The organism is Nocardioides sp. IC4_145 (assembly GCF_011250565.1).
Lineage (GTDB): Bacteria > Actinomycetota > Actinomycetes > Propionibacteriales > Nocardioidaceae > Nocardioides.
Window position 1 is genome coordinate 1 of sequence record NZ_JAANMS010000019.1, and the last position, 13,954, is coordinate 13,954.

Annotated in this window: 14 protein-coding genes and 1 pseudogene; 12 read left to right on the plus strand and 3 right to left on the minus strand. The window is 72.9% G+C overall.

Annotation, left to right across the window (positions count from 1 at the left end):
• The 4 genes from eda to G6553_RS09860 all read left to right on the plus strand — a co-directional run.
• A partial coding sequence (gene eda / locus G6553_RS09845; protein ID WP_207619587.1) for a bifunctional 4-hydroxy-2-oxoglutarate aldolase/2-dehydro-3-deoxy-phosphogluconate aldolase occupies nt 1–677 on the plus strand: 677 nt, incomplete at its 5' end.
• 158 nt (nt 678–835) lie between these two features.
• A complete protein-coding gene (locus G6553_RS09850; RefSeq protein WP_166191615.1) occupies nt 836–1,468 on the plus strand; it encodes a hypothetical protein in 633 nt (210 codons plus the stop codon).
• Nucleotides 1,469–1,541: 73 nt separating this feature from the next.
• A complete protein-coding gene (locus G6553_RS09855) occupies nt 1,542–2,051 on the plus strand; it encodes a glutathione peroxidase (RefSeq protein ID WP_166191618.1) in 510 nt (169 codons plus the stop codon).
• A complete protein-coding gene (locus G6553_RS09860; protein WP_166191621.1) occupies nt 2,051–2,536 on the plus strand; it encodes a hypothetical protein in 486 nt (161 codons plus the stop codon). The genes G6553_RS09855 and G6553_RS09860 overlap by 1 nt, the downstream gene beginning before the upstream one ends.
• 104 nt (nt 2,537–2,640) lie before the next feature.
• Here G6553_RS09860 and G6553_RS09865 read toward each other — a convergent pair whose 3' ends face one another.
• Nucleotides 2,641–4,965 (minus strand): MMPL family transporter, encoded by a 2,325-nt coding sequence (locus G6553_RS09865; protein ID WP_166191624.1) that lies wholly within the window; start codon nt 4,963–4,965, stop codon nt 2,641–2,643.
• A gap of 71 nt (nt 4,966–5,036) precedes the next feature.
• On the minus strand, nt 5,037–5,630 hold the full coding sequence (locus tag G6553_RS09870; protein WP_166191626.1) for a TetR family transcriptional regulator: 594 nt from the start codon (nt 5,628–5,630) through the stop codon (nt 5,037–5,039).
• Between the two features lie 263 nt (nt 5,631–5,893).
• Between G6553_RS09870 and G6553_RS09875 the strand changes: the two genes are divergently transcribed.
• The gene (locus G6553_RS09875) at nt 5,894–7,234 is read left to right on the plus strand and encodes an NAD-dependent malic enzyme (protein WP_166191788.1); all 1,341 of its coding nucleotides are present in this window, start codon (nt 5,894–5,896) and stop codon (nt 7,232–7,234) included.
• Nucleotides 7,235–7,271: 37 nt separating this feature from the next.
• Here G6553_RS09875 and ppgK read toward each other — a convergent pair whose 3' ends face one another.
• The gene (gene ppgK, locus G6553_RS09880) at nt 7,272–8,039 is read right to left on the minus strand and encodes a polyphosphate--glucose phosphotransferase (protein ID WP_166191629.1); all 768 of its coding nucleotides are present in this window, start codon (nt 8,037–8,039) and stop codon (nt 7,272–7,274) included.
• 202 nt (nt 8,040–8,241) lie between these two features.
• Here ppgK and G6553_RS09885 point away from each other — a divergent pair, with 202 nt between their 5' ends.
• The 7 genes and pseudogenes from G6553_RS09885 to G6553_RS09910 all read left to right on the plus strand — a co-directional run bounded on the left by G6553_RS09885 (nt 8,242) and on the right by G6553_RS09910 (nt 13,907).
• Nucleotides 8,242–9,312: an ATP-binding cassette domain-containing protein gene (locus G6553_RS09885; protein WP_166191632.1), complete on the plus strand. Its 1,071-nt coding sequence runs from the start codon at nt 8,242–8,244 to the stop codon at nt 9,310–9,312.
• Entirely contained in the window at nt 9,309–10,064 is a 756-nt protein-coding gene (locus G6553_RS09890; RefSeq protein WP_166191635.1) for an ABC transporter permease, read from the plus strand. Before G6553_RS09885 ends, G6553_RS09890 begins: the two co-directional genes overlap by 4 nt.
• A 419-nt stretch (nt 10,065–10,483) precedes the next feature.
• A pseudogene (locus tag G6553_RS21735) lies at nt 10,484–11,224 on the plus strand (alkane 1-monooxygenase); the annotation flags it as partial.
• A gap of 207 nt (nt 11,225–11,431) precedes the next feature.
• On the plus strand, nt 11,432–11,608 hold the full coding sequence (locus G6553_RS21740) for a rubredoxin (RefSeq protein WP_347565625.1): 177 nt from the start codon (nt 11,432–11,434) through the stop codon (nt 11,606–11,608).
• Nucleotides 11,608–11,823, plus strand: a complete 216-nt coding sequence (locus G6553_RS09900) for a ferredoxin (protein ID WP_166191641.1) — start codon at nt 11,608–11,610, stop codon at nt 11,821–11,823. The genes G6553_RS21740 and G6553_RS09900 overlap by 1 nt, the downstream gene beginning before the upstream one ends.
• 105 nt (nt 11,824–11,928) lie before the next feature.
• On the plus strand, nt 11,929–12,519 hold the full coding sequence (locus G6553_RS09905) for a TetR family transcriptional regulator (RefSeq protein WP_166191643.1): 591 nt from the start codon (nt 11,929–11,931) through the stop codon (nt 12,517–12,519).
• Nucleotides 12,516–13,907, plus strand: a complete 1,392-nt coding sequence (locus G6553_RS09910) for an MFS transporter (RefSeq protein ID WP_166191646.1) — start codon at nt 12,516–12,518, stop codon at nt 13,905–13,907. The genes G6553_RS09905 and G6553_RS09910 overlap by 4 nt, the downstream gene beginning before the upstream one ends.
• Nucleotides 13,908–13,954 lie beyond the last annotated feature (47 nt).

Below are 13,954 nucleotides of genomic sequence, written 5' to 3' on the forward strand. Positions count from 1 at the left end.
TGTCCAGCCCGTCTGACGTCCCCACCCCCGGCCTCCTCGACGAGATCGCCGCGCACACCCCGGTCGTGCCGGTGGTCGTGGTCGACGACGTCGCGCAGGCCGTGCCGGTCGCCCGCGCGCTGGCTGCCGGCGGAGTGCCCGTCGTCGAGCTGACCCTGCGCACGCCGGTCGCGCTTGACGCGATCCGGGCGATCGCGGCCGAGGTGCCGGAGGTGCTCGTCGGCGCAGGCACGGTCACCACGCCCGACCTGGCGGAGCACGCGCTGGCCGCCGGCGCGCAGTTCCTCGTCTCGCCCGGCGCCACGATGAGCCTGCTGGGCGCGATGGACGACACCGGGCTGCCGTACCTGGCCGGCACGGCGACGGTCTCGGAGGTGCTCGCGGTGCTCGAGAGCGGCCGGACCGAGATGAAGTTCTTCCCCGCCGAGGCCTCGGGCGGGACGGCGTTCCTGTCCTCGGTCGCCTCGCCGGTCCCCGCGGCGCGCTTCTGCCCCACCGGTGGGATCACCCCGGGCAACGCCGCGGCGTACCTCGACCTCCCCAACGTCGCCTGCGTCGGCGGCTCCTGGCTCACGCCGAGGGACGCGCTCGCCGCCGGCGACTGGGCGCGGGTGACGGCGCTCGCCGCCGCCACCGCGGACCTGCGCCGGCCCGGTCAGGACCAGCTGTCGCGGTGATGGACCGGCGCGGCTGACCGCCCTACTGTGTGCTCGCCCGGCGGCCGCGACGCGGCCGGGCACGACGTCCCCGCTCGACCGTGGGGGGAGGGCGGGGGCGTCCGCTCCGGCCTGCTGCGGGACACCGGGCCGGAGCACTCGGCCGGGATACTGGGCCGGTGGCCGCCCCCCGACGTCGGTGGACCCCGACCCTCCTGGTCGTGGTCGCCGCCCTGCTGATCAACCTGCCGGTGCTGCACGGCCTCTACCTCGACCGGCGGCTCGCCGCGGAGGGAGTCCACCGCGTCGCGCCCGTCGAGGCGCACCGCGAGGCCGGCGGCGGGCACCTCCTGCGGTACGCCCTCGACGGCGCCTCCTTCACCGCGGACGTCGAGGAGGACGTCTTCGAGCAGGCCGTCCGCACCGGCGAGGTCGGGGTGCGCGTGCTGCTCGACGACCCCGGCACCCACCGCGTCGACGGCGCCGTCAGCAGCCGCCTCGGCCTCGTGGTCACCCTGGCCGCCGACGCGGCGCTCGCGCTGATGCTCTACCTGCTCTGGCACTTCCGCGGCCGGCTGCGGCCCCAGCTCCGCCTGGTCGCCATGCAGGACGTCGAGCGGTGCCGGCCCGGCGCGGTGCTCGAGCGGATGGAGGGCGACTGGTACGTCGTGTGCGGCGAGGTCCTCGAGATCGGCGACGACCAGCTGGTGCTCGACCTCGGCGACCGGCGCGTGCAGGTGCTGCTCGACGGCCACGCCAACCCGGTCGGCCACCAGCAGCCGGCGAAGGTCGTCGGGCGGGCGGTCCCGTGACGGGTGCGCCGGCCGGTCCACCGGCCCCTCGCGGGGCTGACCGGGTCACCGCGGGGCTGCCATGCTGGCGGCCATGACGACCCTGCACGACTTCTCCGCGCGCGGCATCGACGGCAGCGACGTCGACCTCGCGGCGTACGCCGGACAGGTGGTGCTGGTGGTCAACACCGCCTCCCGGTGCGGCTTCACCCCGCAGTACCAGGGTCTGCAGGCGCTGCACGACCGGTTCGCCGACCGCGGCTTCGCGGTCCTGGGCTTCCCCTGCGACCAGTTCGGCGGCCAGGAGCCCGGCACGGACGAGGAGATCTCCGGCTTCTGCGAGCGCAGCTTCGGGGTGACCTTCCCGCTCTTCTCCAAGGTCGAGGTCAACGGGCCCGGTGCGCACCCCGTCTTCGAGCACCTGCGCACGGAGAAGGGCGGCGTGCTCGGCGACCGGATCAAGTGGAACTTCACCAAGTTCCTCGTCGGCCGCGACGGCCGGGTCGTGGAGCGCTACGCGCCGACCACCAAGCCCGAGAAGATCGCCGGCGACGTCGAGGCGGCGCTCGCCGCGCCGGTCCCCGACGGGCAGGGGCCCGCCTGATGGCGCGCTTCAGCTCCGGGACCAAGGCCGAGGCGGTCGTCCTCGCGCCGCGCCAGGCGATCTGGGACGTGCTCACCGACCCCGCGCTGGTCGCCGAGCTGACGCCGCTGTTGAGGAGGATCGAGGCCGACGGCGAGCACTGGACCTGGCACATGACCGGGATCGACGTGCTCGGCGTGAAGGTCGCGCCGACGTTCACCGAGCGGATGAGCTACCGGGAGCTGGAACGGATCGACTTCGCCCACGACCCGCCGGCCGGCGTGGACGAGCGGGCCGGCGTCGAGGGGTGGTACGTCCTCACCGAGGTCCCCGGGTCCGAGGGCGGCGGCACCCACCTGGCCACCAGCCTCGACATCACCCTGGAGCTGCCGCTGCCGAGGCTGTCCTCGCCCGCGGTCGCCGCCGCCATGCGCGGGGTGATGGGCCAGATGGGCGAGCGGTTCTCGCGGAACCTGCTCGCCCACCTGGGTGTCTCGCAGCGCTGACGCGCACCGCCGCGGGGTAGTAACGGACGATTGTGACCTCCACCGGGGTAGTCACGGACGTTTCTGACCGTTACTACCCCGGCGGGGGAGTGGTACGGCGTGCGTCAGACCGGCTGGCGGTCGGCGGTGTGCTTGCCGGGGGAGGCCTCGTCGGGGACGAGCGCGCCACCCTGGCCGCGCTCGAGCTTCTCGCCCTCGACGTCGACGTTGGGGAGCAGGCGGTCGAGCCAGGCCGGGAGCCACCAGGACTTCTCGCCCATGAGGTAGAGCAGCGCCGGCACGAGCGCCATCCGGATCACGAACGCGTCGAGGAAGACCGCGACGGCGAGCGCGAAGCCCATCGACTTGATGATCGGCTCGTCGATCAGGATGAAGGCCGCGAAGACCGAGATCATGATGACCGCGGCCGCCGCCACCACGCGGGCGCTGTTGCGGAAGCCGTCGACCACCGCGTCGCGGGTCGACATGCCGTGGACGTGCGCCTCGCGCATCCGGGTCACCAGGAAGACCTGGTAGTCCATCGCGAGGCCGAAGACCAGGCCGATCAGGAAGATCGGCATGAAGCTGACGATCGGCTGGCCCTCGACCAGGCCGAACGCGCCCTCCTGGAAGACCGCGACGGTGATGCCGAGCGTGGCCAGCACCGACAGCAGGAAGCCCAGGGTGGCGGTGAGCGGCACCAGGATCGAGCGGAAGACGATCATCAGCAGGATGAACGCCAGCCCGATGACCACGAGCAGGTAGATCGGCAGCGCGTCGCTGAGCCGCTCGGAGACGTCGGTGAAGATCGCGGTCGTGCCGGTCACGCCGAGCTCGGCGCCGGTGGCGTCCTCGACGTCGGCCTGGCCGTCGCGCAGGTTGGACAGCAGGTCCTCGGTGGCGGTGTCCTCCGGGCCGGTCTCGGGGGTCACGAGCACCTGCGCGCCGGTGCCGTCCTCGTTCTGGCCGACGATCTGCGCGTTGCGGACGTCGTCCTGGCCCGCGGCCCACGCCACGACCTCGCCGTACGCCGCGGGGCGCTCGTCGGCGGGCACGTCACGGCCGTCGGCCACGACCAGCAGCGGGGCGTCGCGGCCGGGGCCGAACGCGTCGGCCACCAGGTCGGAGGCCTTGCGCTGGGTGGAGTCCGCCGAGGCGGTGCTGTCGGTCGGGAAGGCCAGGTGCAGGTCCTTCATCGGGATGGCCAGCGAGCCGAGAGCGACCACGACCAGCGCGACGACGACCAGCGGCTGCTTGCCGACGACCCGGGCCCAGCGGACGCCGTTGTTGAGGATGCGGCCGTCGTGGTCGCGGGCCGGGCGGTAGCGGCGGAGGGTGCCGGCGAAGACCTTCGAGCCGAGCATGCCGAGCAGTGCCGGCAGGAGCGTGAGCGCGACGAGCACGGCGACCAGCACGGTGCCGGCGGCCGCGATGCCCATCGAGGTGAGGAACGGGATCCGGACGACCGACAGCGCGGCGAGCGCGATGAGCACGGTGAGGCCGGCGAAGACGACGGCCGAGCCGGCGGTGCCGACGGCGAGGCCGGTGGCGTCCTGGCGGTCGGAGGTGTGCTCCATCTCGGCGCGGAACCGGGCGAGGATGAACAGGCAGTAGTCGATGCCGACCGCGAGGCCGATCATCGTCGCGAGCATCGGGGTGGTGGAGCCGATGTCGGTGAACGCGGTCATCAGGCTGATGCCGGTGACGCCGAACCCGACGCCGACCGCGGCGGTGACGATCGGCAGGCCGGCCGCCACCAGCGAGCCGAAGGTCAGGATCAGCACGACCAGCGCGACCGCGATGCCGATGAGCTCCGAGGTGCCGCCGATGTGCGGCATGCCCTGGCTGCCCGAGCCGTTGGCCTCGACGGTCAGCCCGCTGTCGCGCGCCTCGGCCATGACGTCCTCGAGCGCCTCGATCGTCGTGGGCTCCACGTCGGCGACCGACTCGACGGCGAAGTCGAAGGTGATGATCCCGACCCGGCCGTCGTCGGACAGCGGGGAGAGCGCGTCGGCGTTCGCCTCGGCGACCTCGACGTCGCCGCCGGCCTCCTTCGCGGCGCCAACCAGCTGCTGGCGCTGCTGCTCGGCCGCCGTCACCGGGTCGGCGAGCGGGGTGTCCGGCATCTGCGGCAGCTCGGAGAGCTCGCCGACCAGCGCCTTCGTCGCCTTCGTCCACTCCGGGTCGGTCAGCTCGGCGCCCTCGGGCGCGGCGACCACGACGTTGACCGTCGCGCGGTCCGAGGGGTCCGGCGCGTTCGGGAAGAGCTCGGCCTGCATGTCGGAGGCCTTCTCCGAGGGGATGCCCGGGATGGAGAAGGAGTCGCTCATCGGCTTCGAGAACGCCGCGACGGACGCGCCGAGGGCGATGAAGAGCACGACCCAGGTGGCGATGACGAGGGGCCACCGCCGGTAGGCGGTGAGTCCGAGGCGGTGGAGCAGGGTGGCCATGAGGTTCCTTGGGGCTGGTCGGGCTGGTGCGGGTGCTGGTGGTGCGAGGAGCTCGGTGCGGGGCGGCGGCGCTAGGAGAGGAGCGCGCGGGCCGCGGCGAGGTGCTCGTCGAACTGGTCGGCCAGCGGGCGGTCGTCGCCGTCGACGTACGCCGCCATCACGCTGTCGAAGACGGTGACCAGGAGCCGGACGAGCAACCGTGCGCGCAGGTCGCCGATGGCGGGATCGCGCCGGACGACGAGCCCGACGATGTCGGTGCAGATCTCCTCGAACCGGCCGTGCACCGCGATGAGGAGCCGCGGGTTGGTGGTGAGGATGTGCTGCAGGCGGCGGACCTGGTCGCGGTGGACGTCCTGGCGGTCGAGGATCGCGTGGCCGAGGGAGGCGAGGTCCTCGACGAGCACGCCGTGGGGCCCGCCGCGGACGAACTCCGCGCGGACGTCCTCGGGGATCTCCGGGACGTTCCCGAGCACCGCGTCGAGCTTGCTGGGGAAGTAGTTGAACAGCGTCCGCCGCGAGACGTCGGCCGCCGCCGCGAGGTCCTCCATCGGAAAGCCGTCCAGGCCGTGCTGCTCGACCAGGCGCTGGGCCCGGTCGGAGATGCGGTCCTCGGTGTCCCGGCGCTTGGCGTCGCGCCGCGACAGCTCGATTGCACTTCTGGACATGGAGTGCAGTCTTGCACTCCGGATCAAGGAGTGCACAAATGTGACGGCGGTCACGGCTTGCGGAGGCGGCAGCTCCATCGGCTGGCCGATGAAGCTGCCGGTGGGCCGCTGAAACTTCATCGGCCCACCGTGAGGTCCGTCGGCCAGCCGATGAACCTCACACCCGTCCGGGCCGAGGTGACTTGCCGGTAACCGACGCGGGCGCGGAGAGTGGGTCGGTGACCAGCCGATCAGCCGCCACCACGTCGTCGTACTCCATCACCATGCGGCTGCACACCGCGCCGGACCACGGCGTGGTGGGTGCAGTGGCCACGGGCATCAGCCAGGCCGGCGGCATCGTGACCGCGATGGACGTCTCGGAGTCCAGCCACGAGCGGCTCGTCGTCGACGTCACCTGCTCGGCGGCCGACGCCGACCACGCCAAGCTGCTCGAGCAGGCCGTCGACGAGATCGACGGCGTCACGGTGCACAAGACCAGCGACCGCACCTTCCTGCTGCACCTCGGCGGCAAGATCGAGGTCAGCTCCAAGGTGCCGATGCGCAACCGCGACGACCTGTCGATGGCGTACACCCCGGGCGTGGGTCGCGTCAGCAGCGCGATCGCCGAGCACCCCGAGGACGTGTGGCGGCTGACGACCAAGGGCAACACCGTCGCGGTCGTCACCGACGGCTCCGCGGTCCTCGGCCTCGGCAACATCGGCCCCGGCGCGGCGCTGCCGGTGATGGAGGGCAAGGCGGCGCTGTTCAAGCGGTTCGCCGACATCGACGCGTGGCCGATCTGCCTCGACACCCAGGACACCGACGAGATCGTGCGCGCGGTCGAGCTGATCGCCCCGGGCTTCGGCGGCATCAACCTCGAGGACATCGCGGCTCCGCGCTGCTTCGAGATCGAGCGGCGGCTGCGGGCCAGCCTGGACATCCCGGTCTTCCACGACGACCAGCACGGCACCGCGATCGTCGTCCTCGCCGCCCTCACCAACGCCCTGCGCGTGGTCAAGAAGCAGATCGCCGACGTCCGCATCGTCGTCTCCGGGGGCGGCGCGGCCGGCACCGCGATCGTCACCCTGCTGCTCGCCGCGGGTGCGGCCGACGTGGTCGTCGTCGACCGGGCCGGCGCGCTGTGCGCCGACGACGAGACGCTCAGCGGCGCCCACCGCCAGCTCGCCGAGGTCACCAACCCCCGCCGCGCGACCGGCGACCTGCACACGGTGCTCACCGGCGCCGACGTCTTCATCGGCGTGAGCGCGCCGCGCATCCTCCAGCCGGAGTGGATCAAGGACATGGCGACCGACCCGGTCGTCTTCGCGCTGGCCAACCCCGACCCGGAGGTCGACCCGGTCGAGGCGGACAAGTACGCCGCGGTCGTGGCCAGCGGGCGCTCGGACTACCCGAACCAGATCAACAACGTGCTGGCCTTCCCCGGCGTCTTCCGCGGCCTGCTCGACGCGCGCGCCTCGGAGATCACCGTGGAGATGCTGCTGCGGGCGGCCAAGGCGATCGCCCACGTCGTGGACGACGACGAGCTCAACCCCTCGTTCATCATCCCCACGGTCTTCCACCCCGACGTCCCGAAGGCCGTCGCCGCAGCGGTCCGGGGGGCCTGAGCCCCAGGGCTGGGCTCCGGGGCGTGGGCCGAGCGGCTCAGCCCCCGGTCGCGTGCAGCGCGGCGCCCACGACGCCGGCCTTGTTGCGCAGCGTGGCGGGCACGACCTCGGTGTCCAGCCGCAGCAGCGGCAGGAACTCGTCGGACCGCTTGCTGACCCCGCCGCCGACCACGAACAGGTCGGGGGAGAAGAGCCGCTCGAGGTGGCGGTAGTACGCCGTGAGCCGCTCGGCCCACGCGGTCATCGAGAGGTCCTCGCGCTCGCGGGCGCTGTTCGCGGCCCGCTTCTCCGCGACGTGGCCGTCGAGCTCGAGGTGGCCCAGCTCGCTGTTGGGCACCAGCCGGCCGTCGTGCACCAGGGCGGAGCCGATGCCGGTGCCGAGCGTCGTGACGATGACCAGGCCGCGGCGGCCGCGCGCCGCGCCGTACCGCACCTCGGCCAGGCCGGCGGCGTCCGCGTCGTTGACCACGTGGACCTCCCGGCCGGTGGCCTCGGTGAACAGCGCGTCGGCGTCGGTGCCCACCCACGCGGGGTCGATGTTGGCGGCCGAGCCGACCACGCCGTGGCGGACGATGCCCGGCACGGTGACGCCGACCGGGCCCTCCACGCCCGGGAAGGCGGCGAGCAGCTCGCGGAAGACCTCGGCGACGACGACCGGCGTCGACGGCTTCGGGGTCCTCACGCGGACGCGCTCGGCGGCGAAGTCGCCGACCTCGAGGTCGACCGGCGCTCCCTTGATGCCGGTGCCGCCGAAGTCGATGCCGACGGGTGTGCTGGCGGGGTCGCTCGTGGGGGTGGCGCTCATCGGTCCATCCCACCACGTCGTGCCGCCCCGCTGCGGGGGAAGGGGCCGCGGCGAGGCTGAGCGATGAGTCCGGCGCCTCCGGCCGGTCTCAGGACCTGCCCGTGCCCGCCGCGACGAGAAACCGGTCGACGGCCGCGGATGCGGGTCGGGACACTGCCCGGGACCCGGGGCAGCGCCCGACCGAACCAACGAAGGAGCCCGGATGATCCACGCACGAGGACTCGTGCAGACCTTCACCACCGGTCGCGGCAAGGAGAAGAAGGCGGTCCAGGCCGTCGACGGCGTCGACCTCGACGTCAGCGAGGGCGAGGTGGTCGGCTTCCTCGGCCCCAACGGCGCGGGGAAGACCACGACGCTGCGGATGCTCACCACCCTGCTGAAGCCGACGGCGGGCACCGCGACGGTCGCGGGGTACGACGTGGCGACGCAGCCCGTGCAGGTGCGGCGCAGCATCGGCTACTGCAGCCAGGTCGGCTCGACGTTCTCCGGCGCCTACGCCGGGGACGAGGTCGTCGACCACGGAATGCTCTACGGGATGTCGCGCAAGGACGCGGTCGCCAAGGGCCAGGAGCTCTTCGACCGGCTCCAGCTCGACGGGCTGTGGCGGCGGATGCCGAAGAACATGTCCGGCGGCCAGAAGCGGCGCCTCGACATCGTCATGGGGCTCATCCACTCGCCGTCGCTGGTCTTCCTCGACGAGCCGACGACCGGCCTGGACCCGCAGGCGCGGGCCAACCTGTGGGAGCACATCGCGGGTCTGCGCACCGAGCAGGGGGCGACGGTGTTCCTGACGACCCACTACCTCGACGAGGCCGACGCGCTGGCGGACCGGATCGTCATCATCGACCGCGGCCGGATCGTCGCCAGCGACACCAGCGACAACCTCAAGGCGCAGGTGGCCGGCGACCTGGTCGACCTCGAGGTGAGCGCCGACGAGCACGTCGTCGTCGCGCGGGACAAGCTCGGCTCGCTCGCCCCCGACGTCACCGTCGAGGGCCGGCACGTCCGCGGGCGGGTCTCCCGCGCCGGACGCGCCGTGCCGGGGCTGCTGCGCGACCTGGAGTCCTCCGGGGTCGCCCTCGACTCGATCGAGGTGGCGCGGCCGACCCTCGACGACGTGTTCCTCACCCTGACCGGCCGCTCGCTGCGCGACGCCGAGGCCGCGGCCGAGGGCGCCGCGGAGGAGGGCGGCCCGCCCGGCGGCGTACCTCCGGAGGCGGGCGCCACGCCGTCCCCGACCACCACCGCCACGAGCACGGGAGCTGACCGATGAGCACCTTCCTGCGCGAGACGTCGATCGTCTTCAACCGCCAGCTGCGGATGAACCTGCGCAACCCCGCGTGGGTGATCATCGGGATGCTGCAGCCGGTGCTCTACCTGCTGCTCTTTGGGCCGCTGCTGGAGCCGGTGATCGGGCAGCTCGGCGTCAACCAGTACACCTGGTTCGTCCCGGGGATGCTCGTCCAGCTCGGCATCTTCGGCGCGTTCTTCGCCGGCTTCAGCCTCATCGGCGAGTGGCGCGAGGGCGTGATCGAGGCCGAGCGGGTGACGCCGGCGAGCCGGTCGGCGCTGCTCATGGGCCGGCTCGGGCGCGACCTGCTGCAGCTGCTGGTCCAGGCGCTGATCCTGGTCGCGCTCGGCCTGGTGATGGGCATGGACTGGAACCCCGGCGGCATCCTGCTCGGCATCGTGCTGACGATCCTGCTCGGCGGGGCGTGCGCGGCGGCGTCCAACGCGTTCGCGCTGACGGTCAAGAGCGAGGACGTCATGGCGCCGGTCATCAACCTCGTCATGATGCCGGTGCTGCTGCTCTCGGGGATCCTGCTGCCGATGAGCTTCGGCGCCGCCTGGCTCGACACGCTGGCCGACTTCATGCCGATCCGGCACGTGGTCGACGCGGTGCGCGGGGCGTTCTTCGGCGAGTTCGACGCCTCGAAGATGGGCTGGGGCGTCGGCTGGACGGTGCTGCTCTTCGGGCTCGCCGTCTGGTGGGGCACCGCGGTCTTCAAGCGCGAGAACGCCTGACCCCAGCCCGGCCAGGTTTACATCGACGTACCTCTTGTCAAGGGCGGTGTACAGACCCTATGGTCATGTAAACCCACCCGGCAGGAGGTACGTCGATGGCCGTCATCGCGAACAGCACCGTCCCGCAAGGCTCGACCGAGCAGTGGACGGACAAGAAGCGCTACCTGTGGCTGATCGGCCTCGTGGTCCCGTCCCTGGCGTTCCTGGCGTACGCCGGGTGGAAGCTGACCGGGTTCGGCGGCTTCTTCTGGATCGGCCCGGTCGTGATCCTGGTGATCGTGCCGGCGATCGACCTGGTCGCGGGCCTGGACCGCTCGAACCCGCCCGACGACGTGATCGAGGCGCTCGAGCAGGACCGCTACTACCGCTGGATCACCTACCTCTTCCTGCCGGTGCAGTACGCCGGGTTCCTCGGCGCGATGTACCTCATCGCCGCGGGCGACCCGCTCTCCGGCATCGGTCGGGGCGGCGGTGACCTGGCCACGTGGGAGGCGGTCGGGCTGGCGATCTCGATCGGTTGCATCGGCGGCATCGGCATCAACACCGCCCACGAGCTCGGCCACAAGAAGGAGAGCCACGAGCGCTGGCTGTCCAAGATCGCGCTGGCGCAGAGCTTCTACGGCCACTTCTACATCGAGCACAACCGCGGCCACCACGTCCGCGTCGCCACCCCCGAGGACCCGGCGTCCTCCCGCGTCGGCGAGAGCTTCTACCGGTTCTGGCCGCGCACGGTCCTCGGCTCGCTGCGCTCGGCGTGGAACCTCGAGAAGCGCCGCTACGCCCGCAAGCAGCAGCACCCCTTCCGTCTCGGCAACGACGTGCTCAACGCGTGGGTGATGTCCGCGGTGCTGTGGGGCGCGGTCGTGGTGTGGCTCGGGCCCGGCGTCCTGCCCTACCTCGTGCTGCAGGCGGTCGTCGGCTTCTCGCTGCTCGAGGTCGTCAACTACATGGAGCACTACGGGATGCTGCGCCAGAAGGTCGGCGTGGGCGAGCGGCAGCGCTACGAGCGGGTCGACCCCTCGCACTCGTGGAACTCCAACAACATCGCCACCAACGTGCTGCTCTACCACCTGCAGCGGCACAGCGACCACCACGCGAACCCGACCCGTCGCTACCAGACCCTCCGCGACTTCGAGGAGTCCCCGGTGCTGCCCACGGGGTACGCCGGCATGATCGTGCTCGCCCTGTTCCCGCCGGTCTGGCGCCGGGTGATGGACCCCCGCGTGCACGGCCACTTCGGCGGCGACATGACCCGGGCCAACATCCAGCCCGGCAAGCGCGAGAAGATCCTCGCGGCGTACCCCACCCCGGTCGTCGAGCCGACCGCCGCCGAGCGGGCCGACGCCACGCCGGGCGCGGTGGAGGAGGTGCTCGCGGCGCGGTGCCCGAGCTGCGAGTACGTCTACGACGTCGAGGTCGGCGACGAGCACGAGGGGTTCGCGGCCGGCACCGCCTGGGCCGACATCCCCGACGACTGGTGCTGCCCCGACTGCGGCGTGCGCGAGAAGGTCGACTTCGTCCCGCTGGCCCGGGCGGACGCCTGATGGGCGCGCCGACCGGACCGGTCCGCATCAAGGTCGACCGCGACCGCTGCGAGGGGCTCGGCATGTGCGAGGCGATGGCCTCGGACTACTTCGAGCTCGACGACGACGAGGTGATGACCGTGCTGGAGGAGACACCGGCCGAGGCCGACCGCGGTCGCGTGCACGCCGCGGTCGAGGCCTGCCCGGTGCTCGCCCTGGCGCTCGACCCCGCCTGAGTCCGCACCCCCTGACCGGCCGCGGGCCGGGGCCGGGTGGTTCCCCCCACCGCCCGGCCACCGGCTCGCGGCCATCCCCTCGACCGCGTTCCTAGACTGGACGGCATGACGACGACCGGCGCAGCGCCGACCTCGACGCGCGACCGGGTGGTCGACGCGGCGGTGCGGATGACCATCGACATCGGCTGGTCGCGGGTGACGATGGTGCGGCTGGCCGACGAGGTCGGCGTGAGCCGGCAGACGGTCTACAACGAGATGGGCACCAAGGCCGGTCTCGCCGAGGCGATGGTCGCCCGTGAGCTCGAGCGCTTCCTCGGCGTGGTGACGCTGGCCTTCGACGCCCACCCCGACGACCTGGTCGCCGGCATCCGCGAGGCCACCAGGGCGGTGCTCGAGCTGGCCCAGGACAACCCGCTGCTGCACGCGGTGGTCAGCGCGACCCACGGCGCGGACACCGAGCTGCTGCCGTTCCTGACCACCCAGGCCGACAACCTGCTGACCACGGCCCACGCCGTCGTCGCCGAGCGCGTGGCGCCGTACGACATCGGGCTGGCGCCCGAGCAGCTCGACGCGGCCATCGACATGGTCGTGCGGGTGGTGCTCAGCCACGTCATGCAGCCCTCCGCCAGCCCGGCCGGCACCGCTGACCGCCTCGCCTGGCTGGTCGAGCGGGTCCTCCGACCTTCCGCGGGGTGACCGGCCCCGCGGCGGTCCGCCTCGGCACGCCGACCGGCCGCGCCGTCGTCGCGGCCGCGACGCTCGGGTCGGGGATGACCCTGCTCGACGGCACGGTCGTCAACGTCGCCCTGGTCCGGATCGGCGAGGACCTCGATGCCTCGCTCGCGCAGCTGCAGTGGGTGACCAACGGCTACCTGCTCTCGCTGGCCAGCCTGATCCTGCTCGGCGGTTCGCTGGGTGACCGCTTCGGCCGTCGCCGGGTCTTCGTGGTCGGCACGGTGTGGTTCGCGCTCGCGTCGCTGGCGTGCGGGCTGGCGCCGACCGCGGAGACGCTCATCGCCGCGCGGGTGCTGCAGGGCGTCGGCGGCGCGCTGCTGACCCCCGGCTCGCTGGCGATGATCCAGGGCGCGTTCGTCGCCGAGGACCGGCCGCGGGCGATCGGCGCGTGGTCGGGCCTCGGCGGGATCGCGACGGCGATCGGTCCGTTCGTCGGCGGCGTCCTCATCGACCACGCGAGCTGGCGGTGGATCTTCCTGGTCAACCTGCCGCTCGCGGCGGTCACGGTCGCCGTCGCCTCCCGGGCGGTGCCCGAGACCCGTGACCCCGGGGCGTCCGGTCGCCTCGACGTCGCCGGCGCCGTGCTCGCGACCCTCGGCCTGGCCGGCACGACGTACGCGCTCATCCAGTGGGGCGACGCGCTCGCGCTGCCCGCCGGCGCCCTCGCGGTGGTCGCGCTCGTCGCCTTCGTGGTCGTCGAGCGCCGCCGGGCCGACCCGATGCTCGAGCCGGCGCTCTTCGCCGACCGCACCTTCAGCGCCGCCAACACCATGACGCTGCTCGTCTACGCCGCGCTCGGGGCGGTGATGTTCTTCCTGGTCATCCAGCTGCAGACCGTCGGCGGGTACGCCGCGCTGGCCGCCGGCACCGCGACCCTGCCGGTGACGGTCTGCATGCTGCTCCTCGCCGCCCGCGGCGGGGCGCTCGGCGCCCGGATCGGCCCGCGCATCCCGATGACCGTCGGGCCGCTGGTGATGGCGGTCGGCGTGCTGCTGCTCCTCGGCGTCGACGACGACGTCGACTACCTGGTCGAGGTGCTGCCGGGGCTGACGGTCTTCGGCCTCGGTCTCGCGTTGATGGTCGCGCCGCTGACCGCGACCGTGCTGGCCGCCGCGCCGGACGAGCAGGCCGGCCTCGCGAGCGGGGTGAACAACGCCGTCGCGCGGGCCGGGTCGCTGCTCGCGGTCGCGGCGCTGCCGGTGGCGGTCGGGCTCGGCGGGGACCAGTACGCCGACCCGGTGGCGCTCGACGCGGCGTACCGCTCCGCGATGCTGGCCTGCGCCGGCCTGCTCGCGGTCGGCGGCCTGGTCTCGTGGTTCGCGGTGCGCGAGGACGTGCTCGCGGAGTGAGCGGGGTTCGCCCGCGAGCGTTGCGGAGCGCGCCTACCCTGGACGCG

Coding starts and splice junctions, on each gene's coding strand:
- G6553_RS09855 (WP_166191618.1), top strand. CDS start 1,542: ATGACGACCCTGCACGACTTCTCCGCGCGCGGCATCGACGGCAGCGAC.
- G6553_RS09860 (WP_166191621.1), top strand. CDS start 2,051: ATGGCGCGCTTCAGCTCCGGGACCAAGGCCGAGGCGGTCGTCCTCGCG.
- G6553_RS09865 (WP_166191624.1), bottom strand. CDS start 4,965: ATGGCCACCCTGCTCCACCGCCTCGGACTCACCGCCTACCGGCGGTGG.
- G6553_RS09870 (WP_166191626.1), bottom strand. CDS start 5,630: ATGTCCAGAAGTGCAATCGAGCTGTCGCGGCGCGACGCCAAGCGCCGG.
- G6553_RS09875 (WP_166191788.1), top strand. CDS start 5,894: ATGCGGCTGCACACCGCGCCGGACCACGGCGTGGTGGGTGCAGTGGCC.
- ppgK (WP_166191629.1), bottom strand. CDS start 8,039: ATGAGCGCCACCCCCACGAGCGACCCCGCCAGCACACCCGTCGGCATC.
- G6553_RS09885 (WP_166191632.1), top strand. CDS start 8,242: ATGATCCACGCACGAGGACTCGTGCAGACCTTCACCACCGGTCGCGGC.
- G6553_RS09890 (WP_166191635.1), top strand. CDS start 9,309: ATGAGCACCTTCCTGCGCGAGACGTCGATCGTCTTCAACCGCCAGCTG.
- G6553_RS09900 (WP_166191641.1), top strand. CDS start 11,608: ATGGGCGCGCCGACCGGACCGGTCCGCATCAAGGTCGACCGCGACCGC.
- G6553_RS09905 (WP_166191643.1), top strand. CDS start 11,929: ATGACGACGACCGGCGCAGCGCCGACCTCGACGCGCGACCGGGTGGTC.